The following is a 20,003-nucleotide window of genomic DNA, read 5'->3' on the forward strand; positions in this document are numbered from 1 at the left end:
AATAATACAAATAATAGTCCTCTTTACTTTTTCGCTTTTGGGGGCTTCTACTTTCACTATATACAAGTGCTCTTTTGGAATCTTTAATTGGGTTCCATCCATTTATTAAATCAAATTCTATGTCTTCTCTAAGTTCTACTATTGCAGAAAGCCGGGCACTAAGCTCTTCTATTCTGTTGATACCTTCCCGCCTTTTGTAGCAGTGCACCTTCCCTTCATGTTTAAATCGAAAGTAAACATACCAGTCTTTTGACAGGTGGTTATTATGCTGGCAAATGACCGGCTTCGTGTAGCACTTCTTCCCGAAAGACATTTCTTCCTCCCCCTATATACAAATATACGCATTTGGATACACATATGTATCCATTAAATTTTAGCCGAAGCCGACTTTTGAGCCGGTGAAAAATCCGGCATCTATAAAAGCGTTCGCAACACACCTAAGAGTTCTTAGGGAAAAAGCCGGTATGTCCCAACAGGAACTTGCCGATACGGCAGAAATATCGAAGATTACAGTTCAGCGGATAGAAAATGCGAAGTATAGTGTTACGTTGGATACGTTAATCTCTATTGCAGGAGCTTTGAATATGCCCTTAAAGAAGCTGGTTGATTTTTAATTAAAGTTATGCACTATTTAAAATAGCTTTTACATTCCACTTCAACTCTTTATGCTGTCCTTAATAGGATTACCCCAAAAATAGAAGCATCGGTTTTAATTAGTTTTACCGTTATTTTCTTTATTAAAGACTTTTAAAAATTCTTTATACGATGATAACATATCTAAATCAACTTCCTTTTCAATTTTAGCCTTCTCAATATTGAAAAGAGTCTCGTCTTTATTTAATTTAAAATTCCGCTCTACAGTTGATAGCTTTTCAAGTATACTAGAAATCATCTCTGAATTTTCTAATAAAAATGCAACTTTGAGAGCGGATATTTTACAGGAAATATTCGTTAGCTCATTCTGGAAGTACTTTGCATCATCAAGATTATTTTTGTACAACCTCAAAAAGAAAAAGGCGAAAACCTGAACAGACACAATAAAAACAAAACGTGGCAAAAAATGAATCAGAAATTTGGTAAGGTCACTAAAATCCTTGTTAACGAATAGAGTATACGATAAAATTGTTATCGCTGCAATAGTGCCTATTATTCCGATAATAAGATTAACAATCGAATTTCTTTGGAGTTTAGCTATGTATTGTTCAGTGTTGTTTTCTAAAGGCCCCAAAATTGCCTTTACTTTTTCATACAATCCATCTTTTTCGTACAGAGCTTTATATTGGTCTTTAAACCTTTTGATTAGATTAGCTTCAAGATTTGAAATAGTTTTATTATAAACAACATTCTCTATTTCTTTAACAGTGACATTTTGTTCAATATACTGTGTGAGCTTTTCTTTAATATCCCGGTCATTATTCAGGCTTCGTGCATTAACATATTTTATTAAATAACTTCTGTCTTTAAACAACCTGTTTCTTGTTTTGTCAATGTCAGAATCTGAGCTTAGAAATTTTGTAATCAATGGCACAATAACACCCACTGTAAAAATGAGTGCTCCAAATAGAATTGCAAACATTTGATTCCTTTCTGCAATATTGGCTGGATTTTCTTCCAGAAGTTGAGGCTTAAAAATACCAATAGAAAAAAGAACTATCCCCAAAATGGCAAAGCCTATAGGAACAACCTTAGGCATTAATTTTCTTAAAACAATGTCAAGTTTTGATTTTTTCATGAAGCTAATTTGTTTGGTGCCGTCAGGTTATTATATCGAGGGAGTATAAATTCAAATTGATACCTTATTACAGAATTAAACTACTATCTCAAATTCTACGCAGCCTTAGTATAATTAATTAAACCTTAGCTTTTTGTGAAAGGAGATGTTACAACTAACGAACGTTTATTATGCGAATATATGAGAAAGTTCAGATTAAGAGATGTTCCGTTTTGATTCCTTTTTGGTTCCGGAGTAGTTCCGGGGTGTAGAGAGTAAAAATCAAAAAACCCTTGATAATTCATTGATTATCAAGGGTTTACGCGGAGAGAGAGGGATTCGAACCCCCGGACCTGTGACAGTCAACGGTTTTCAAGACCGCCGCATTCGACCGCTCTGCCATCTCTCCGGGGCAAATGTAGGGCGAGGATTTAAACTGACAAAAAAATCTGAAAAATTTAGTTAGAATATTTTTTCAGCGTAACGATTACTATTTCAATATTTTGCAGTAATATCCGCGCGAGGGATTGAAGTGTTTTTAGCGCCACAATTGCCTCCTAAATCGGGCATTGAATTAAGCTCGCCTTCAGCTATTGCCATTGCAGCGGAGTTGTATCGCAATTGTACCACAATGGTAGCTTACTGGTCTCCGTACTGCCTGAGCATTGCCTGGTTATTGTACAGGGCCCTAATGCGCGCAAGACCATTCTTAGACAACTCCCTGAGCACCCCCTTACCATTCCCCTATAGTCCACCGCCCATTCTGTCCAAAGCCCACCACATTTTTTCTTACTACTTCAATTGATTTTCAGACCTTTGACTTAAATAACTTTACCTATACCAAATTAGCTGCTCTTATGAAAAGAATCTTCATGCCCCTGATGGCATCAGGCATTTGCATTATCCTGTTATCTGCCTGTAAATCAACAAAAACGCCACAAGCCCGCCCTAACCTAACAGAAGCAACCAGCAAGTGCGACCAGCCAATTAAATACTACTCGGAAAAGATCAGAAGCGCGAACGGACAGGAAACCAGCTTTAACACCGAGGTCACCATAAACCCTTTAAACAAGCTCATCAATTTGGTGAGCGAACCGCCTAACCAGGATAAAGTTGCTTTTACCGTGGTAATTGAAAGTATCGATTGCAACTTTAACGCCGACCATACAGTTGGCCAGGCCCTTTACCACGGATACATAAATCAAAAAGACGGCACCACCACCAAAATAATCCTCAAGCTGGAGGCCAACGATGGCATTCTCACCATCTCGCAAGGCAATCCGGAAGAGAAAGGGGATTATGTGATCATCATTTCTAAATGGGAAATCGTACATGAATAACCTGTATATCATCTCGGGCGGTCCCGGTTCAGGAAAATCAACGCTTTTGAAAGCCCTTGCTCAGCATGGCTTTCCCTGTATGCCCGAAGCTGGCCGCGCCATTATTCAACATCAACTATCCATCGGCGGCACCGCCCTGCCTTGGGCCGATCGCAACCTTTTTGCCGAACTTATGCTTAGTTGGGATATCCGGTCCTATTATGATGCGCAGGAATTAAACAAACCTGCACTGTTCGACAGAGGCATTCCTGACGTAATGGGCTACCTGCGGTTGTGTAATTTACCGGTACCACCTCATATTGTAAAAGCAGCGCATACCTATCGCTATCACCAACGCGTGTTTTTAGCCCCGCCGTGGCAGGAAATCTTCACCCAGGATGCCGAACGTAAACAATCATTCGATGAAGCCCAGGCCACTTTTAATGCTTTATCGGCGGTATATCTCGAACTGCAGTATGAATTGTGCCTTCTTCCATTTGCGTCCGTTGAAGAACGCGTTACATTTGTGCGGAAGAATCTATAACCAACCTGAATAAATGACTGATACAAAAGAGTTAAAAAAACGTTTCAAAAGTTCTATCGAAAGAGGAACAGGCGAAGCGTATTTGCTAATGCAAAAGAACCCCAACCTTAATTTCTCTGCTGAAATTATTAAAGCGACATTAACGCCTTTAAGTTACGACCCGCAATCTGAAGGCAGCAGGGGCCCATACCTTTGGGAACTTATTGCATTGTCAAAACAACAGGACAAAATTCGTACTGCAATCCTCAATGGATTGGCCAATGAACAGGAAGACACCTGGGCATTGGTACAGCTTTTTGATCTGGCAGCCTGCTTTGCCAAACAGGGCGACAAAACCGCCCGGCAAGCCATATACGACCGATTTTTTAAAAAGATCATCGAGGGTTCCGGCTGGTGTGGTTATAATTCGATCGTTGACCTGGATGGCCTGCAGGGATTACTATTCATTGCAACCACCATTGGGCAGGCGATTGAAAAAGACCCTGAAACCTGGCAGGACAATATGATCATCGATCACTTTCAGCGAAAACATCCGGCAATAAAAGCCCGAAATGAACTTGAAAAAGCCGGCAAAACCAATCGATTTATAAAGCTCTATCTCCACAATATTGACCAAACAGAAAAACGCAGAGAAGAGTGGGTGAAGAAAAATCCCCGTTCCAAAATAAACTATGATACTATAACAAAAAACATCAATAGCAAACTGAGGGTCCCTTACTATGGCAAGGATAAGTTATTGAAGAGCGATATAAAAAAACTGGCGGATGATTTTCTGAAAGAAACCGACCGCCTGAAACTCGAAAAATATTGCCGGGTATTCGACAAGGTTAAATATCCTTACGATTATAAACCGATACTTGAACTCGCAAAAAGCAAAAACAAAAAAAACGACCGGCTGGTAGAGTTTGCCTGCGGTGCATTGAAATACTTTTCGGGGTCAGATATCAGGAAATTTGCAATAGACACATTAAAGCAAACAAAAAGTCCATGGGATTACCTGGACTTACTGGTATTAAATTTTAAAATCGGCGACAGTAAATTATTGACTGAAATTGCCCGGAATTGTAAAAACGAACATGACACCCATGCTATAGTATGGGGAATAGTAAATATTTACCGTGCTAACAAAACGACCACCTGTAAGAAACCTTTAGAAGCGATATATGACAAATTAAATTGTAGCAGCCATAGAGAAGACATTGTACGCATTTTGAAAGAAAACAACGTCTTATCAAAACAGATCAAAAAAGAGCTTAGGTACGATTTTGATGAAAACATAAGAAAGCTTGCCTGAGCCCCTACTCCTTTTTCATCCAGGCCACCTGCTGCACACCGTTATGCGGGTCGGAAATAATAGCACCATATAATGCCGGCCGTCTGGCCATTTTATACCGGTGAGCCCCTGCCATTTGTAATTTCTGCGGAACAAGGGTAGCAATAGCAATATCATCACCTAATTGCCTGCATTCTTTAAGCACATCACCAAAAGGATCGATGATCATTGAACAGCCGTTCTTCAACTGATCGTCGTCCATTCCTATAGGATTTGAAAAAACGACATAAACGCCATTATCGTAAGCTCTTGCCGGCAACCATTTCATTAACCAGCTGCGTCCCTTTAAGCCGTCAAACTCTGCGCGTAGCGTTGTAGGATCCTCTTCCCGCTTTTCCCAAAGCACCGGGTCTACAAAACCCGCTCCCGGTCTTGGTGAAGGTGTGCACATGGTAACATGAGGCATAAAAATAATATCAGCTCCCAGTAACGTAGTAGCCCGTACGTTCTCGATGATGTTATTATCGTAGCAGATCAATATACCACACTTCCAACCTAACAGTTCAAACACCACATATGAATTGCCCGGGGTAAGATGCGGATTAATAAATGGATGCAACTTGCGGTATTTAGCCACCAGCCCGTTTTTATCTACACATACATAGGCTTTGCACAGGGTACCATCGGCCATTTTCTCAAACAAACCGGCTAAAATAACAATATCAATTTCCCGGGCAATGGCAATCAGCTCCTGTACGCTTTGGCCGTCGGGTATTAGCTCTGCAACTGCTGCGAGTTCATCCCGGGTCAGGTGGCGCGCAAATGAGTAGCCCGTAACAGAACACTCATGAAAGGCGATCACCTGTGCTCCCTTAGCTTTTGCCTCTGCAGCCAGTTTGCGAATGACACTTAGATTATACGCTTTATCATTATTGCGGTTCTCAAATTGCGCCGTAGCGATCTTTATAGGTTCCATAGTATGTAAAATTAAAACCGGCATACTACAGCTGATTGTAAAAAACCGACAATCTTATAATTGAAGAAAATTCAGTGCCAGCGCGTGCACCTGTTCATGATACTGTTGTGGAGTAAAACCGGTAAACTTTCTGAAGTCCTTTATAAAATGCGCCTGATCAAAATAACCGCTGTCATAAGCAACGGCGGCCAGACTTTGCTTTTCATTCATCCGTTGCATTCTTTTTGCGCTGGCGTTGAGCCGTACAATTTCAATAAAACGTTTTGGAGTAATACCTACTGTTTGTTTAAATTTCCGTTCAAGCGTTCTTTCTGTTACAAACAACGTTTGCAATAACAACTCAACCGTCATTACGCCTTCGTGCTGTACAATATACGTTACGGCCTGTACTATGATGGGATCGGGCCCTTTGCTTTTTACCACCTGTTGCAGCAGGAAATTATTGAGCAACTGCACCCGTTCATTAACCTGTGTAACACGCAGCAATGCATTCGTTATCTCATGCATTTGGTGTTTTATTATTTCTTCTACAGGAAAAAAACAATTGAACAGCTCATCGGCCGGAACGCCCCATAAATGATAAGCCCCATAGGGCTGCAGCACAACTACTATCCAATTAACATTACCGGTAAGCGTAAGATCATGATATGTTTTTATTTGCCCATATAACCAGCAGGAATGAACAGCTGAAGCTTTATCCGAAGCGCTAAAAGCGGCATTACCCAAATTAAAAACAAGCCCGGTATTACCGTCTGCAAACAGGCGGTGTATGCTACCGGCCGGTTGCAAATCATTCAGCACCAGGTAATGCCTTACAAGGTGCGCTAAAGCAGGATGTGGGGGAATTTGCATGCAGCAAATTTAAGGCTTCTCCATAAACCCCTTCACATTCTCATGAATATGCTTTTTCTCCTGCACGGTACCGGTGGTAATTTTCTTTAGCCATACATTTTCCACCGGCAGCTCCTTTTGCCCCAGTATGCGGGAAACGAATTTCACCTCGCCGGAAGTTATGTTCTTAAGGAAGACGTTCTTTATTGGCGTTAATCGCTTTTCGTAAGTAGGCACCAGCGTACGCCATTGATACAACACATCGGTTTCAATACCCAATACACCGAGGTCTATTTTGCCCGATTTAATATGGTTTGCATAAATATTATTCACGTAACCACCCATTCGCTCGTTGGTCTTTATAAATAACAGGTGATTTAATTTGGCGCCTTCTACCACCGTGCAGCTGTCGATAAAAACATTTTCAATACCGCCCGACAATTCACTTCCTATTGCTACCAACTGATGACCGTTCTTAACCGTTAAATTTTTGATCACAATATTCTTTGAAGGCGTTTTCAGGATCCAGCCCTCGGGATTTCTTCCTGATTTTATGGCAATGGCATCATCACCCTGATCGAACACGCAATTCTCAATCAATACCTGCTGGCTCATTTCAGGGTCTACCCCATCGTTGTTATGGCCATGCGCATATACTTTTATATTTCTGATCACCACATTTTTTGCCAGGTAGGGATGTATGGTCCAAAAGGGACTGTTGGTGATTGTAACCCCTTCCAGCAAAATATTTTGACTCCGGTTAAACTGAATGAACTGTGGCCGCAGGTGAGCGGTGTCGTTAACCATTTGCCTGTCCTTAAGCGGTGCACGGTCCCAGGCCAGGTTGTACAAACGTTTTATACTTTCCATATGCGCACTTGGGCGGGCAAACCATTCTTTCCATACATTCATTTGCGCTTTCAATTCACCTTCGCCGGTAATGGCTACATTGGTACATTTATAAGCATATACGAGCGGAGAATAATTCATACACTCCATGCCTTCCCAGGTTGAATGCACCGCCGGTAAATAATCTGCCGGATCCTCCGAAAACAATAACACCGCGCCTTTATTTAAATGCAGGTTTACATTGCTTTTCAAATGCACCTTACCCGTAAGCCATTCCCCTTCGGGAATAACCACTACGCCTCCGCCCGCTTTATTGGCTTTATCAATGGCAGCTGCAATGGCCTCACCTGTTTTTACCTTATCGCCGGCAACGGCGCCCAGCTCTGTAATATTTATGCGGATGCATTTACTAAAATCCGGCACTTTGATCTTCACCACGCCAAAGGGCGCATTTACTTTTATTTCATTTACTGCAACACAGGGTTTCTTTTCCTGAAATGAAAAGAACATAACAGCACATACAAGCATTAGAGCTATTCCGGTATTCTTCATTATGGCAATTTTCTATTTTATTATTTAAAACTATTTTACAAATTACCATAACCTGGTTTCAACCCACCCAGGTCTATACGCATCTCTTCAAGCATAACGCCCGGGTCAACACAATATACTTTTAATTTATGCAGCCCCTTATCGAGATATTGTAATTGAACTTTTCTTTCTGCACGATTACTTAATACATTCCGTTTCCATTCTTCCCTTCGGCCTTCCGTTTTAAAATCAACCAGGGTTAAAGGGCCATCATCTACCGATACTGCATACCGGTTACTAAAGTTATTATTTACCGGGTGGGTAGGTACCGAAAGCACGGTCATGGTTGGTGTGGCAGGTGCGAACGTATAAAAATGATACTCCACAAAATGCGCTTCTTTTTTTATTGTTGCCGGGTCGGGCTTCATGGGTTTATCTCCTATTTTTGGAAGAGATGCGCTCAATACGGCGCTCTTATGCCCCATATCCACATACCTTTTCCACTGAAATGGGCCGGTACTGTCACCAATTACCGCATAACGGCTTGCATCAATAGATACGTAACCATAGTTTTCAAGCTTAGTAAGGTTCGATACTTTTGGCCAGGTCAAAGGGCGTACCTGTACCAATACTTCTATTTGTTTCTGATTGCCCTTGAAAATAATTTTTCCGGTCAATGGTTTATTTGCCGGCGCTTTGCTCCAGTCGATACTAACACAATTGCTCAGTTGGTTCATACCAGGTTCTGCGGTTAGCGTACCACTGGTGCGGGTTAGTTTGATCCAGTCATCGGCGGTGGCTGTCCAGTTAACCGCTGCGGTATCACATAAAAAGAGATCGATGAAATATTCCTGTAGCCCAATTGTATTAAAAACAGGTAACTGCAATTTGCCGGCCTCACCAATTAATGAAGAATCTTTTGTAACAAAACCTTCAGGCGCAATACTCCAGCCATCACTTGCATCAATTGAAATTTCAGGGAGAGCAGGTTCTTTAAAAACCGGCAGATCGCGCGGTTTCATCGACATCATATTTTTCCACTTGCCGCCCGCCAGTGTATCATTATAATAGACCGTTTCCTTAACTATACTGTCATATGCCGCCTTTGACATTGCAGCATACTCTTTGGCGCTTAAGCGGTTTTGTTTTGCATAGAACATAGCTTTATCGCGGTAAAGGAATTTCTTATTCATCCATGAGGCGCATACCACAGGATAATAAGCCAATTGATAAAATGCAGCTTCGCCCGGTTTGCCAGCCAGTTTTGTTCTGTGCAATTTCATCTCTTCTTCCAATCGATCGTATTCAAGAATTCGCATGTGGGCCTCATCGCCGTAATAAAAATGATTGTATTCTGTATTGGTTGTTTGTGTTGTGGGCTCCGTACGGCTCCAGCCCATAAACTCGGGCTTTCTTTCATACATGGCCCTATAATGCCTCATCAGTGTACTACCAATGGAATTAACTTCTTTAGGATCTTTGGTAATGGTGCGTCTTACAAATTCATCGAGGATGCCCGAAAGATATTGACGAGCTACAGATTCCGGGTCATAAGCCAGGCGAAAGAAATAATCGGTCATGAACTCAAGTGGTTTTATATCGCCCACATTCAGCACCCATATTTTGCTGGCCCCCATTTTATAAGCCTTCAGCAATTCTTCTTTCATTAATGTTGGTGGTGTGCTACCGATCCAAAGATAATCATGCGGACGCCCCCAGTACGATGCATGATAATAAACCCCTGAACCGCCGGAACGTTTTCTTTCCGCGTCATTATTTAACCGGCTTATATAACCGTAGTTATCGTCGGGCCATACCAGGGTAATATCATCGGGCACTTTTAAGCCATTGTCATAAATATCCAATACTTCTTTATATGCAGTAAATACCTGCGGAATAGACTTTGCCGGTTTGCCCCGGTATTTTGAAAGCAGTGCGCGTTGATCTTTCATGATCTGCTCAAGCAAAGGAACAGCTTCATTATTATTTTTTACGCCTTCCATGCCACTGTCGTGCACACCGCGCATACCCATTGTATACAGCACATCGTTGGCAGTTGTTTCCTTTACGCGGCTTTCCCAATAATTATATACCTTTTCTTTATTGGTAACATAATTAAAATGCCCCATGGTCTTTTCATCCCATTCCCCCACATTATTACGCATCATTGGCTCGGCATGGGAAGTACCAATAATGATGGAGTAATCTTCGGCCACTTTTTTATTCTCAGGATATGAAAAGAATGCTTTTGTACAAGGATGCATGGCGGGCCAAATAAGATTCCCTTTTAACCGCAAGATGAGTTCAAACACTTTTGCATAGGTCTTTGGACCAATATCGCCGGTTTCGGGTTCAAATGTTTTGGCAGCCCAGGGTTGCAGGCCCCAGTCTTCATCATTGATGAAAATGCCGCGGAATTTTACTTTGGGCGAGTTAGCATATTGTTCGCCTAATGTAAGGATCAAATTATTTTGCTGCGTTACCGGCGCATCGGCCCACCAGTACCAGGGCGATACACCTAATTTTTCCGACAAACTAAAAACGCCATAAGCGGTACCACGGGCGTCGCTGCCGGCAATGACCAACAATTTTGAAATACCGGGCTTTGGTTTGTCGATCACCTTAAAGGCGTATGCTTCCCATTTACCCTTTACATTTTTATAAGCAGCAGTGGTTCTATTAAAATACGGCTTTACAAGCGGCGACTCAATATTACCGATGACAATTACATTTCCTTTTAACCCGGCAGCTTCAGTAACCACCTGCGCCTGGGTATTGGTAGCCAGTTTAATATCATTTGCCAGTAAATGGGCTGCTATGGAATCGAGCTTTGGGCCGTTTTTACTATATACGATCTGCAGAGGGTTTTCCTTATCAGTAAATGGAAAGTCCTGGGCCAGCGAAACGGTGGGTACTATAAGCAACAAAAACAAATAACAGCGGCAAAACTGGTTCATATGGCAATTATATTGAGCAAATGTCTTTTCAAATATAAACCGGCCAGTTAATTTACCACCCTGTACCATCCCGGAATTTCAAAAAAAAAGCAAAGAGCATTAACTCTTTGCTTTTACCAAAAGGGGAATAATGGTCAATAAACTTTGTTCCGGATTTTATACAATGCTTCTACCAATGCATCAATATCACTGCAGGTATTGTACAAAGCCAGGGATGGGCGTACGGTGCTTTCTACCCCAAAACGGCGTAAAATGGGTTGCGCACAATGATGGCCCGATCGTACGGCAATACCCCATTTGTTTAACCAGGCGCCTACTTCTTCGGTTTTAAATCCATCGAGCGTAAATGATAAAACCCCTGCTTTATCGGCAGCAGTGCCAATTAACCGCAACCCTTTTATTTGTTTTAACAAATTGGTGGCGTATACAAGCAAATAATGTTCGTACTCATTTATAAGATCGATGCCTATATGCGTAACATAATCGATAGCAGCTCCTAAACCTACTGCATCGGCAATATTTCCGGTGCCTGCTTCAAAACGCCCGGGTGCCGGCTGATATACTGTTTTATCAAACGTCACATCTTTGATCATATTACCTCCGCCCTGCCAGGGTTGCGTTTCATTCAACAATGCTTCCTTACCAAACAGTACGCCAATACCTGTTGGCCCAAAAACTTTGTGACCCGAAAATACATACCAGTCGCAATTAAGCTCCTGTACGTTTACCCGCAAATGTGATACAGCCTGGGCGCCATCAACCAATACTTTGGCGCCAATGGCATGGGCCATACTTACTATTTCTTTCGCCGGCGTAACAGTACCCAGCGCATTGGAAACCTGTGTAAATGATACCAGCCGCGTTTTGGCATTCAATAGTTTTGCATATTCATCCAGCAATACCTGGCCATCATCGTCAACAGGAATAACACGAAGCACCAATCCTTTTTTAGCGGCCAGCTGTTGCCAGGGAACAATATTGGCATGATGCTCAAGATGACTTACAATTATTTCATCACCCGGCCGCAGCTGTTCATCGCCCCAGCTTTGCGCCACCAGGTTAATGGCTTCGGTAGAACCGCGTACAAATACAATTTCATTGGGCGATGCCGCATTTATAAACAACTGTACTTTTTTACGGGCGTTCTCATACGCATCTGTTGCCCGTGCCGCCAGTTCATGTGCTGCTCGATGAATATTTGAATTTTCATGCTCGTAGAAATAACTTATTCTATCAATGACCAGCTTTGGCTTTTGTGTGGTAGCTGCATTATCGAGCCAAATAAGGTTGCGGCCATTTATTTTTTCAGCCAGTATGGGAAAATCGGCTTTAACCTTTTCTACATCAAATGGTGCGCGCACATTGGCCGGCAGGCCATTCCCGTCTTTTAGCGATTGCTTGCCCGACAGGAAATAAAAAGCCGGCTCTGAAAAATTGGGAACATACGGCAATTGCGAGCCGGGCGTAAATGTTTGAATGGAATTAAGTGCCTGTTGTAACTGCTCGTCAAAGCTTGCCACTCCACCACTGCCCGCAACCGATTTGGGAATTTGTCCATCAACAAAATGCGGATCGGGCAAACTGGTTTGCGGATGACTGATATCCTTTACATTTCCCTGGTCTGGCGCAGAGGGTGAAACACCGCTGGCGGGCTTATCGATATTGTAAGTGGGAATACTACTGGCATCGTTGGGCGCTGTTTTAAAGAACTGGTTGGCCAGTTGCTCAAGCCATTTTATATCGGGCGTACCGTTTGTATGTCCATTATTAGTACTCATAATTAATAATTGTATTGATGATACTTGCCAACTTCAACATCATCGAGCACGGCCAGGGCATCATCGACCAATACGGCCAGCGAGCAATACAATGAAACGAGGTAAGAAGCAATGGCCTGGTGGTTGATACCCATAAAACGAACCGATAAGCCGGGCGACTGTTCTCCTGGTAAATTGGGTTGATATAACCCTACCACGCCCTGACGGCTTTCACCGGTACGCAATAACAGGATCTTTGATCTGCCATCTTCAATAGCTACCTTATCAGAAGGGATCAATGGAATACCACGCCAGGTAAGAAATTGTGAACCAAATAATGAAACGGTTGGCGGCGGTACACCACGGCGGGTGCATTCCCTGCCAAAAGCAGCAATGGTAACGGGGTGCAATAAAAAGAAACCGGGTTGTTTCCACACTTTTGTAATCAGCTCATCCAGGTCATCGGGTGTTGGCGCGCCACTGCGGGTACGTATGCGTTGTTGCGGCGCTACGCTATGCAATAAACCATACTCAGGGTTGTTGATCAACTCACTTTCCTGACGTTCTTTAATGGTCTCAATGATGAGGCGTAACTGCTCTCCTATTTGATTGTATGGTTTACTATACAGATCAGACACACGCGTATGCACATCCAGTACCGTATTAACGGCACTCAACATGTACTCCCGCGGCGACTCAATATAATCAACATAAGTTTGCGGCAGTTCCCGTTCATCGCGACCCGAACAGTCAACCTGAACACTGCTGGCATCCTTTACTTTATTAAGCCGGTATATACCCGATTCCACAGGTATCCAGTTCAATAAATGGGTAAGCCAACGGGGTGAAATGGTGATCATTTGCGGAACAGTACGTGTAGCTATTGCGAGTTGCCGCGCCGCCACATCGCCAAGGGCGGTTTGCTTTTTTGTTAATTCTTCAGCCATAACAGTTTATTTTATGATAGAATAAAAATGTATCCGTAGGTAAACAGCTATTAATCAATACACATTCTCCACAATTATTATAGACTTTACAAACACAGCAGCAGCACTGGTTTTGAAGTTAAAGAATTATTTACACATTTAGTCCACTATTTTTATATAGTATACAATTTTGTTCGTTAATATTGCAGTAACATGAATGTATAATTATGACCAGTAAAGATTTTGAACAACTAAGCAAATACGATCAAATAAAGGTCATTAAAGAACATGGGGTGTTCCTGGCCGATAAAGTTATTTCGGGCGACCGGTACTTCCTGTATGCCATTAACACTTTTTATGTAGAGCTGATCCATGAACTATCGAACATTCATTGTGAGGGTTTAGCAATAGCCCGTGTAATTGACGATGCTGCTGAACTTAGCCATTATCACGAAAGACCGCAATTGACCTACAGCTTACTTAACATGAACTAACAAAAACTACCTACCATGGAAAGTGAAGGATGTGACGGGTGAGCCCATACCTGCCGGCTAAGTACTACGCATAACCGGCAGCCTATATTGAGGTACGTTTAAGGGAATAATCGGTCAGTTCTTTTTCGGGATAATTGCCATCGTGCGACCAGATCTCTAAATGATCTATCAATCCGTCTTTAAAGAAAACAGTTGCATCGGCCCCAATGGCCAGGTCGGGCGATTTAATTTCAACCCCGTTCAATACCAACGATTCTTCGGTGAGCCTGTATTTAATAATATCTTCGTCGTGGGAGAAACTTACAAAAAGTCCGGAGCTGGTATAATGATAGTCGCTTTCGGTAAGGGTTTCAATCTGCATTTTTGCCTGGCCATCTACATCATCGCCATCGAGCAATAAATTCAAAATATCTAAAATAAGTCCTGAGTGTATCATAGAATATTAGTTGGCAACCGGCGCCCTTGCGCCATCCTCCAAAAAAACGTTAATACTGGCCCTATATTATGAGGGTCATTTGCCCGGCCCAATTTTAATACTATTTTTAAGGTGATGGCACTGTAATTTTACATTCTTGCCATGATGCCTATGCGTTATTTATATACAATTATAATATTCTTTTTGTTAAGTTGTTCGTCGGCCGAAATAACAAAAGAAAATTACGAGGTCCGCAGCAGCGGCGCAAGCAGGGTTCAGCGAATAGAAATGCATTTAAGCGCTTTTGGGGTTGAATCGGACAGTTTTCCGTTCATAGACGTTTACATTGATTTTTCGGCCGATTCAAGCCATTGCAAAAAATGGTATTATAATCCAAAATATAAAGATTCGGTTTACAGCCTTTCAAAAGCAGAAATGCTGATCATTGCCTCCCTGATCGAAAAAACCGACCTAAGCAAATTAAAAAAGGAATATTCCGTTTCCAAAACCGATCAGCCCTCCTCAAAAACCACCATCTATTTTAACAACAATACACTCCAGTTCAACGATTATGGCCTGGCGGCCGACTACCCATTACCACAATTGTACAAGCTTGTTTATAAATATTAATTGATCTGATACCCTTGTATTCAACACATCTGCACCTGTTTACAAATTGGCATTCATAATATCTTTGCGGTGAGGAAAAGACAATTATGAATACCAGCAAAACGATCACGTTCAGCAAAGCATCGACACAAGCGGAGTTTGAAAAAGGCAAACAGCTTTTTCTTCAATATATTCAATCGCTCAATTTTGCCCTAACCTTTCAGGATGTTGACCGCGAGCTGGCAGAAATTTCTACAGAATACAATGCGCCAACCGGTGCGCTTTTGCTTGCTTTTGATAATGATAATGCCATCGCCTGCGCAGGTGTACGTAAAATTGATGGCGCAATTGCCGAATTGAAAAGGATGTTTGTTGACCCAAACTATCGTGGACTTCAACTGGGTCAGCAAATTTTACAACAGGCGCTCGATGAAGCAAAACGGTTGGGTTATGAGCGCATAAGGCTCGACACGGTGCCTCATATGAAGGCCGCCATTAATATATACAAGGCGGCGGGGTTTTATGAAATTGAACCGTACAGGTTCAACCCCATTGAAGGCGCTATTTATATGGAGAAACAACTATAACCTGCTTTTACCTTAGCCTTTTATTTGTGTTACTACCATTTTAGCCAATTCAACATTGCCTGTTGTTGTGTATGGATCATTGATAAGTGTGGTAAGTATCTGCAACGCTTCCTCTTTGTTGCCGGCTTCATTCACAATAACTGCTTTATTGAGCAAAAGAATTCCCTGTGTATCTGCATCGGGGTCTTTTGAAAGCCCTTCATCAATATATTTCTCCCTCGTTTCCATATTATCTGTTAAAAGCGCCAGTTCCTTCCAGGCGGGTGCAAAATCAGGAACGTTGGCAAGAATGGTCTTTACTATTTCAAACTTTTTGTCAGCATCTTCCGTCCACTCAATTTGCAAATAATAACCGTACAGCCCCTTCGGAAATTTTCCGGCAGCCTCGCCCTGCAAGGAGTACAAAGCAGTTTTTGTGGTGAAAAAACCTTTAGGCTGCAGGCTGTCAGTCTTCTGATAAAACTGTAGCGCCTTGTCAAAATCACCCTTTAATAAATAAGTAAAGGCAAGATCGTAATACGGATATGCCCAATCGGGCTGAATGGCTATGGCCTGTTCCAGTTTAGCAACAGAGGCTTCATAATTTCCTGCCTGACCTAATTCTCTTGCTTCAAGGTGAAGCTTTTGAGCTTTTGCGTCAATACTTTGTTCCATTTTGACAAAATAATACATTCAACTAACAGTTACAAGTCAGTTGTTTCATATACAACAGAATTGCAATACTGCAATTTTTAAAAACATTAACTATGAAATGCCTTGTCTAATTTCTAACTTAGGTAACGCTATGTATAAACCCTTTGCCATTTTGCTGCTGCTGGCTTTTATAGCCTGTAAGCCCAAAAATAAACCCGCTGCTTCTACTGCCAAAACCGATACCATCATCCCGCTTAGAGATACGGCTATTTTACCTTACACGGCACCCGACCACCTGCGGGATTCGCTGGAATGGCGGCATAAACTTGATAGCTTTTACGCAATAAAACCAATTGCCATTTATGCCCCTGCCAAACATGGGTATTACTATAACACCCTGGTTGCCGATGTAATTGATACTGCAAGCGTAACCACCACTCCACTTGTGTTTGCTGACACAACCATTACAAAATTGGATAAAAAAGGAGATAATATTATATACCAACAACATATCCTCAAAAACAACCGGTTTAAGGTAGAAGTTATTGCCACCGGAAAAAACCTGGAAGATCGCCGCCAAATAATTATCAATGGACATAAGCTGCGTTACGGAATTGAGCTCGATATATCGCTGTCGGGCACACAGTTTGCAGACCGCATTGATATTGACCCAACTGAATGTTCACTGATGACATTCGGCACAAAAGAATACCTGTTCCTAAAAGGCTACATAGAAATGTGTACTGGTATGGCCTGTGGCGTTTCGTACTACCTGTTATACGACCCGGCTATAAAGAAAGCGATGATACTTGAACAATTCAGGTGTGATTTTAATAAGGGGTACGATAAAAAAAACAATACCCTGGTATTTATTGACATGAACTCATTTAACGAACATATGCCCGAATACCAATGTTATATGACCACAGGAAAATTGTACCGGTTCACCCATACAGGTAAAATAAAACCAGTGTATGATAAAACAGGTAAACCAATTAGCTTTACGGCCTGGTGCAGAAACCTTGATTCGCCCGTATATGTAATAAAAGGAAACTTTATAAGAAGTAATTAATTTCTATTTTTTTCGTATATTACAATAGGAAAAGCACAAACCCAACTGCTCTGCAACAAAATAGTTTTCACTTACCCATTAAATATCAAAGGGCGGGTCACTCTTAAAGAAGGACCCGCCCTTAATTTTTTACCGCCCGCGCCTGTCCCCTCCAAAAAAAATTTAAAAATATTTTGTGCGGCCTGTCCAATCCGGTTCGCTTCAGTCATTATTGAAGTATAAAACATATTTCAATACTTATAAATTCAAACAAAATGAAACAAGTAGTAAACATTTTTGAGAAGGGACAACGCGCGTTCAAAGCATTGAACACACTGGGCGCTTATTGCCATAAATCACCGGTAGAACAATCGCTGTTGAATCTTATTTATTTTCGCGTATCACAGCTCAATGGCTGCGCTTTTTGTTTAGATATGCATTCGAAAGACCTGATAGACGCCGGCGAACAGAGCCACCGCCTGTTTGTGCTGGATGCATGGCGCGAAGCCCCGTTCTATACCGAACGCGAACGTGCAGCGCTGGCCTGGGCCGAAGCATTAACAAAGATCAATAATGGCCAGGTTGATGAGGTAACTTATAATGAAGCATTAAAACAATTTTCAGAAGAAGAACTGATCGATCTAACGTTTGCCATCATCACTATCAATGGTTATAACAGGGTAAATATTGCTTTCCCTAATCCGGCGGCTGTGGGAACTTACACTCCGGGAATGTTTGCGACAAACTAGTTGCCAGTTACCGGTTACCAGTTTCCGGGCCCCGGCAACCGGCACCCCGGTAACTGGTAACAGCTTCTCATGTACGATCCATTTTATATCATTCATTAAATACAACTATATGCAAGAGTTTATGTTAATATTCCGCCAACCGAGTTATGATTACAGCAATATTTCACCTAAAGAAATGCAGGCCCTTGCTCAAAAATGGCAAGACTGGGTAGGTGGTATTGCAGCACAGGGCAAGCTGGTTGCCACCGGCACCCGACTGGCTACCGAAGGAAAAGTTTTGAGAAAAGGCGGTGTGGTAACCGATGGTCCCTTTGTTGAAATAAGAGAAAGGCTTGGTAGCTTTGCAACTATTAAGGCCGAAAACATTGACGAAGCAATAACCCTGGCGCATGGCTGCCCGGCATTGGATGCTGATGGAAGTGTTGAAGTAAGGCCAGTATATAAATAGTATAAGGGCGGGTTCTCCGCCAGCTGGCGGAGAGCTCGCCCTATTAAACACAAAGGTGAGCAGCCCTGAAAGGGCTACCCACCTTATCAATTATGGAAAAAGAATTTGAATCATTAAAACAATTGTTCCAGCAGGAGTTTGCCAAAATGGTGGCGGTTATAAGTAAACAGTTCGGCCTGGAACATATTGAAATGGCAGAAGACATAGTGAGCGATACTTTTCTTACCGCCTCAGAAACCTGGGGTATGAAAGGTATACCGCCCAACCCTAATGCCTGGTTGTACAGCGTTGCCAAACAAAAAACATTATACCATTTCAGGCGCCATAAGATCTATGAACAAAAAGTAATGCCTGAAATAAAAGCGCAACAATCACCCCACGAGGAGGAAACTGACATTATCAACTTCTCGCAACAAAATATTCGCGATAGCCAGTTGCAAATGTTGTTCGCCATTTGTACCCCCGCCATTGCCAGTGAAGCGCAAATAGGCTTGGCATTACGCATTCTTTGCGGTTTTGGGATCGATGAAATTGCCGAGGCATTTCTTACCAATAAAGAAACCATCAATAAACGGTTGTTCCGCGCAAAAGAAAAACTGCGCGAAGGGAATGTAACACTGGTACCTATTGACGATACCCTAAGCGACCAGGAACTTTCGAACCGGCTCGATACCGTACTTCATATTATTTACCTGCTTTTTAGCGAAGGATATTACTCACAAACAGAAAACACCATTCTGCGTAAAGATCTTTGCGTTGAAGCTATGCGCCTGGGTGCATTACTTACCGAATATGACCGCACCAATCAACCAAAAACAAATGCCCTCCTGGCGCTGATGAGCTTTCACAGCTCGCGCTTCAATGCCCGAATAAGCGATAACGACACCATGGTATTATACGATCAGCAGGATACTTCGCTATGGGACATGGCCCTTATAAACCAGGGCATTCATTTTTTAAACAATGCCGCCAATGGTAATGAAGTAAGCTCGTACCACCTTGAAGCAGGCATCGCCTACTGGCATTGTATAAAAGAAGATTCAACCGTTAAATGGGAAAACATATTACAACTGTACGATCAGTTATTGCTTATTAATTATTCACCCGCGGTAGCATTGAACCGCCTCTTTGCATTATATAAGGCAAAAGGCAGAGATATAGCCCTGCACGAAGCTGCCAACCTCCCTTCTACCGACAGTCATTTCTATCATTTGTTAATGGGTGAGCTATACATCAAACACAACGACAAAAAAGCCCTCTCCCATTATCAAAAAGCTTACACCCTGGCCAAGACCCAAACCGAAAAACAAGGTATACAGGAAAAGATCAACCAGCTGTTATAA

General features: G+C 42.2%; 20 protein-coding genes and 1 tRNA gene. 11 read left to right on the forward strand and 10 right to left on the reverse strand.

From position 1 onward, the window contains the following. Nucleotides 1-398 precede the first annotated feature (398 nt). Nucleotides 399-614, forward strand: coding sequence for a helix-turn-helix domain-containing protein (locus tag GGD38_RS33025; protein WP_375302373.1), 216 nt, complete (start codon nt 399-401; stop codon nt 612-614). A gap of 95 nt (nt 615-709) precedes the next feature. Here GGD38_RS33025 and GGD38_RS33030 read toward each other — a convergent pair whose 3' ends face one another. Both GGD38_RS33030 and GGD38_RS33035 read right to left on the reverse strand, forming a co-directional pair. Continuing rightward, nucleotides 710-1,732 carry a hypothetical protein gene (locus GGD38_RS33030; protein WP_375302374.1) on the reverse strand — a complete coding sequence of 341 codons (1,023 nt, stop codon included), beginning with the start codon at nt 1,730-1,732 and terminating at the stop codon, nt 710-712. Nucleotides 1,733-2,035: 303 nt separating this feature from the next. Beyond that, nucleotides 2,036-2,120: transfer RNA gene (locus GGD38_RS33035), tRNA-Ser, on the reverse strand. Nucleotides 2,121-2,568: 448 nt separating this feature from the next. On the opposite strand from GGD38_RS33035, the gene GGD38_RS33040 reads away from it, so the two are divergent. The 3 genes from GGD38_RS33040 to GGD38_RS33050 are packed head-to-tail and all read left to right on the forward strand — an operon-like array spanning nt 2,569 to nt 4,868. Next, complete coding sequence (locus GGD38_RS33040) at nt 2,569-3,051, forward strand: hypothetical protein (protein WP_375302375.1); 483 nt, start codon at nt 2,569-2,571, stop codon at nt 3,049-3,051. Beyond that, the gene (locus GGD38_RS33045; protein ID WP_375302376.1) at nt 3,044-3,574 is read left to right on the forward strand and encodes an AAA family ATPase; all 531 of its coding nucleotides are present in this window, start codon (nt 3,044-3,046) and stop codon (nt 3,572-3,574) included. The genes GGD38_RS33040 and GGD38_RS33045 overlap by 8 nt, the downstream gene beginning before the upstream one ends. A 13-nt stretch (nt 3,575-3,587) precedes the next feature. Further along, entirely contained in the window at nt 3,588-4,868 is a 1,281-nt protein-coding gene (locus GGD38_RS33050; RefSeq protein ID WP_375302377.1) for a hypothetical protein, read from the forward strand. A 4-nt stretch (nt 4,869-4,872) separates the two neighbouring features. Here GGD38_RS33050 and GGD38_RS33055 read toward each other — a convergent pair whose 3' ends face one another. From GGD38_RS33055 to GGD38_RS33080, 6 genes are all read right to left on the reverse strand, one after another. Beyond that, the gene (locus tag GGD38_RS33055; protein WP_375302378.1) at nt 4,873-5,823 is read right to left on the reverse strand and encodes a nitrilase family protein; all 951 of its coding nucleotides are present in this window, start codon (nt 5,821-5,823) and stop codon (nt 4,873-4,875) included. Nucleotides 5,824-5,877: 54 nt separating this feature from the next. Next, nucleotides 5,878-6,675: a DUF6597 domain-containing transcriptional factor gene (locus GGD38_RS33060; protein ID WP_375302379.1), complete on the reverse strand. Its 798-nt coding sequence runs from the start codon at nt 6,673-6,675 to the stop codon at nt 5,878-5,880. A 9-nt stretch (nt 6,676-6,684) separates the two neighbouring features. Continuing rightward, entirely contained in the window at nt 6,685-8,055 is a 1,371-nt protein-coding gene (locus GGD38_RS33065; protein WP_375302380.1) for a glycoside hydrolase family 28 protein, read from the reverse strand. Nucleotides 8,056-8,090: 35 nt separating this feature from the next. Continuing rightward, a complete protein-coding gene (locus tag GGD38_RS33070) occupies nt 8,091-10,991 on the reverse strand; it encodes a glycosyl hydrolase 115 family protein (protein WP_375302381.1) in 2,901 nt (966 codons plus the stop codon). 134 nt (nt 10,992-11,125) lie between these two features. Continuing rightward, a complete protein-coding gene (locus tag GGD38_RS33075; protein ID WP_375302382.1) occupies nt 11,126-12,769 on the reverse strand; it encodes a family 2A encapsulin nanocompartment cargo protein cysteine desulfurase in 1,644 nt (547 codons plus the stop codon). Between the two features lie 2 nt (nt 12,770-12,771). After that, entirely contained in the window at nt 12,772-13,695 is a 924-nt protein-coding gene (locus tag GGD38_RS33080) for a family 2A encapsulin nanocompartment shell protein (protein ID WP_375302383.1), read from the reverse strand. A 206-nt stretch (nt 13,696-13,901) separates the two neighbouring features. Between GGD38_RS33080 and GGD38_RS33085 the strand changes: the two genes are divergently transcribed. Continuing rightward, nucleotides 13,902-14,168 carry a hypothetical protein gene (locus tag GGD38_RS33085; protein ID WP_375302384.1) on the forward strand — a complete coding sequence of 89 codons (267 nt, stop codon included), beginning with the start codon at nt 13,902-13,904 and terminating at the stop codon, nt 14,166-14,168. An 82-nt stretch (nt 14,169-14,250) separates the two neighbouring features. Here the strand turns inward: GGD38_RS33085 and GGD38_RS33090 are convergent, their stop codons facing one another. Next, nucleotides 14,251-14,604 (reverse strand): hypothetical protein, encoded by a 354-nt coding sequence (locus GGD38_RS33090; protein WP_375302385.1) that lies wholly within the window; start codon nt 14,602-14,604, stop codon nt 14,251-14,253. A gap of 141 nt (nt 14,605-14,745) precedes the next feature. Between GGD38_RS33090 and GGD38_RS33095 the strand changes: the two genes are divergently transcribed. Together GGD38_RS33095 and GGD38_RS33100 are read left to right on the forward strand one after the other, a co-directional pair. After that, nucleotides 14,746-15,213 carry a hypothetical protein gene (locus tag GGD38_RS33095; protein ID WP_375302386.1) on the forward strand — a complete coding sequence of 156 codons (468 nt, stop codon included), beginning with the start codon at nt 14,746-14,748 and terminating at the stop codon, nt 15,211-15,213. A gap of 86 nt (nt 15,214-15,299) precedes the next feature. Then, on the forward strand, nt 15,300-15,779 hold the full coding sequence (locus GGD38_RS33100) for a GNAT family N-acetyltransferase (RefSeq protein ID WP_375302387.1): 480 nt from the start codon (nt 15,300-15,302) through the stop codon (nt 15,777-15,779). Nucleotides 15,780-15,791: 12 nt separating this feature from the next. On the opposite strand, the gene GGD38_RS33105 is transcribed toward GGD38_RS33100, so the two are convergent. Next, complete coding sequence (locus GGD38_RS33105) at nt 15,792-16,451, reverse strand: tetratricopeptide repeat protein (protein ID WP_375303943.1); 660 nt, start codon at nt 16,449-16,451, stop codon at nt 15,792-15,794. Between the two features lie 112 nt (nt 16,452-16,563). Here GGD38_RS33105 and GGD38_RS33110 point away from each other — a divergent pair, with 112 nt between their 5' ends. The 4 genes from GGD38_RS33110 to GGD38_RS33125 all read left to right on the forward strand — a co-directional run bounded on the left by GGD38_RS33110 (nt 16,564) and on the right by GGD38_RS33125 (nt 20,003). Beyond that, entirely contained in the window at nt 16,564-17,484 is a 921-nt protein-coding gene (locus GGD38_RS33110) for a hypothetical protein (protein WP_375302389.1), read from the forward strand. A gap of 254 nt (nt 17,485-17,738) precedes the next feature. Continuing rightward, complete coding sequence (locus GGD38_RS33115) at nt 17,739-18,212, forward strand: carboxymuconolactone decarboxylase family protein (RefSeq protein WP_375302390.1); 474 nt, start codon at nt 17,739-17,741, stop codon at nt 18,210-18,212. Between the two features lie 109 nt (nt 18,213-18,321). Further along, nucleotides 18,322-18,660 carry a YciI family protein gene (locus tag GGD38_RS33120; protein ID WP_375302391.1) on the forward strand — a complete coding sequence of 113 codons (339 nt, stop codon included), beginning with the start codon at nt 18,322-18,324 and terminating at the stop codon, nt 18,658-18,660. A gap of 92 nt (nt 18,661-18,752) precedes the next feature. After that, complete coding sequence (locus tag GGD38_RS33125) at nt 18,753-20,003, forward strand: RNA polymerase sigma factor (protein WP_375302392.1); 1,251 nt, start codon at nt 18,753-18,755, stop codon at nt 20,001-20,003.

It is taken from the genome of Niastella sp. OAS944, from assembly GCA_024809215.1.
GTDB lineage: Bacteria > Bacteroidota > Bacteroidia > Chitinophagales > Chitinophagaceae > Niastella.

Coding starts and splice junctions, on each gene's coding strand:
- GGD38_RS33030 (WP_375302374.1), bottom strand. CDS start 1,732: ATGAAAAAATCAAAACTTGACATTGTTTTAAGAAAATTAATGCCTAAG.
- GGD38_RS33040 (WP_375302375.1), top strand. CDS start 2,569: ATGAAAAGAATCTTCATGCCCCTGATGGCATCAGGCATTTGCATTATC.
- GGD38_RS33045 (WP_375302376.1), top strand. CDS start 3,044: ATGAATAACCTGTATATCATCTCGGGCGGTCCCGGTTCAGGAAAATCA.
- GGD38_RS33050 (WP_375302377.1), top strand. CDS start 3,588: ATGACTGATACAAAAGAGTTAAAAAAACGTTTCAAAAGTTCTATCGAA.
- GGD38_RS33055 (WP_375302378.1), bottom strand. CDS start 5,823: ATGGAACCTATAAAGATCGCTACGGCGCAATTTGAGAACCGCAATAAT.
- GGD38_RS33060 (WP_375302379.1), bottom strand. CDS start 6,675: ATGCAAATTCCCCCACATCCTGCTTTAGCGCACCTTGTAAGGCATTAC.
- GGD38_RS33065 (WP_375302380.1), bottom strand. CDS start 8,055: ATGAAGAATACCGGAATAGCTCTAATGCTTGTATGTGCTGTTATGTTC.
- GGD38_RS33070 (WP_375302381.1), bottom strand. CDS start 10,991: ATGAACCAGTTTTGCCGCTGTTATTTGTTTTTGTTGCTTATAGTACCC.
- GGD38_RS33075 (WP_375302382.1), bottom strand. CDS start 12,769: ATGAGTACTAATAATGGACATACAAACGGTACGCCCGATATAAAATGG.
- GGD38_RS33080 (WP_375302383.1), bottom strand. CDS start 13,695: ATGGCTGAAGAATTAACAAAAAAGCAAACCGCCCTTGGCGATGTGGCG.
- GGD38_RS33085 (WP_375302384.1), top strand. CDS start 13,902: ATGACCAGTAAAGATTTTGAACAACTAAGCAAATACGATCAAATAAAG.
- GGD38_RS33090 (WP_375302385.1), bottom strand. CDS start 14,604: ATGATACACTCAGGACTTATTTTAGATATTTTGAATTTATTGCTCGAT.
- GGD38_RS33095 (WP_375302386.1), top strand. CDS start 14,746: ATGATGCCTATGCGTTATTTATATACAATTATAATATTCTTTTTGTTA.
- GGD38_RS33100 (WP_375302387.1), top strand. CDS start 15,300: ATGAATACCAGCAAAACGATCACGTTCAGCAAAGCATCGACACAAGCG.
- GGD38_RS33105 (WP_375303943.1), bottom strand. CDS start 16,451: ATGTATTATTTTGTCAAAATGGAACAAAGTATTGACGCAAAAGCTCAA.
- GGD38_RS33110 (WP_375302389.1), top strand. CDS start 16,564: ATGTATAAACCCTTTGCCATTTTGCTGCTGCTGGCTTTTATAGCCTGT.
- GGD38_RS33115 (WP_375302390.1), top strand. CDS start 17,739: ATGAAACAAGTAGTAAACATTTTTGAGAAGGGACAACGCGCGTTCAAA.
- GGD38_RS33120 (WP_375302391.1), top strand. CDS start 18,322: ATGCAAGAGTTTATGTTAATATTCCGCCAACCGAGTTATGATTACAGC.
- GGD38_RS33125 (WP_375302392.1), top strand. CDS start 18,753: ATGGAAAAAGAATTTGAATCATTAAAACAATTGTTCCAGCAGGAGTTT.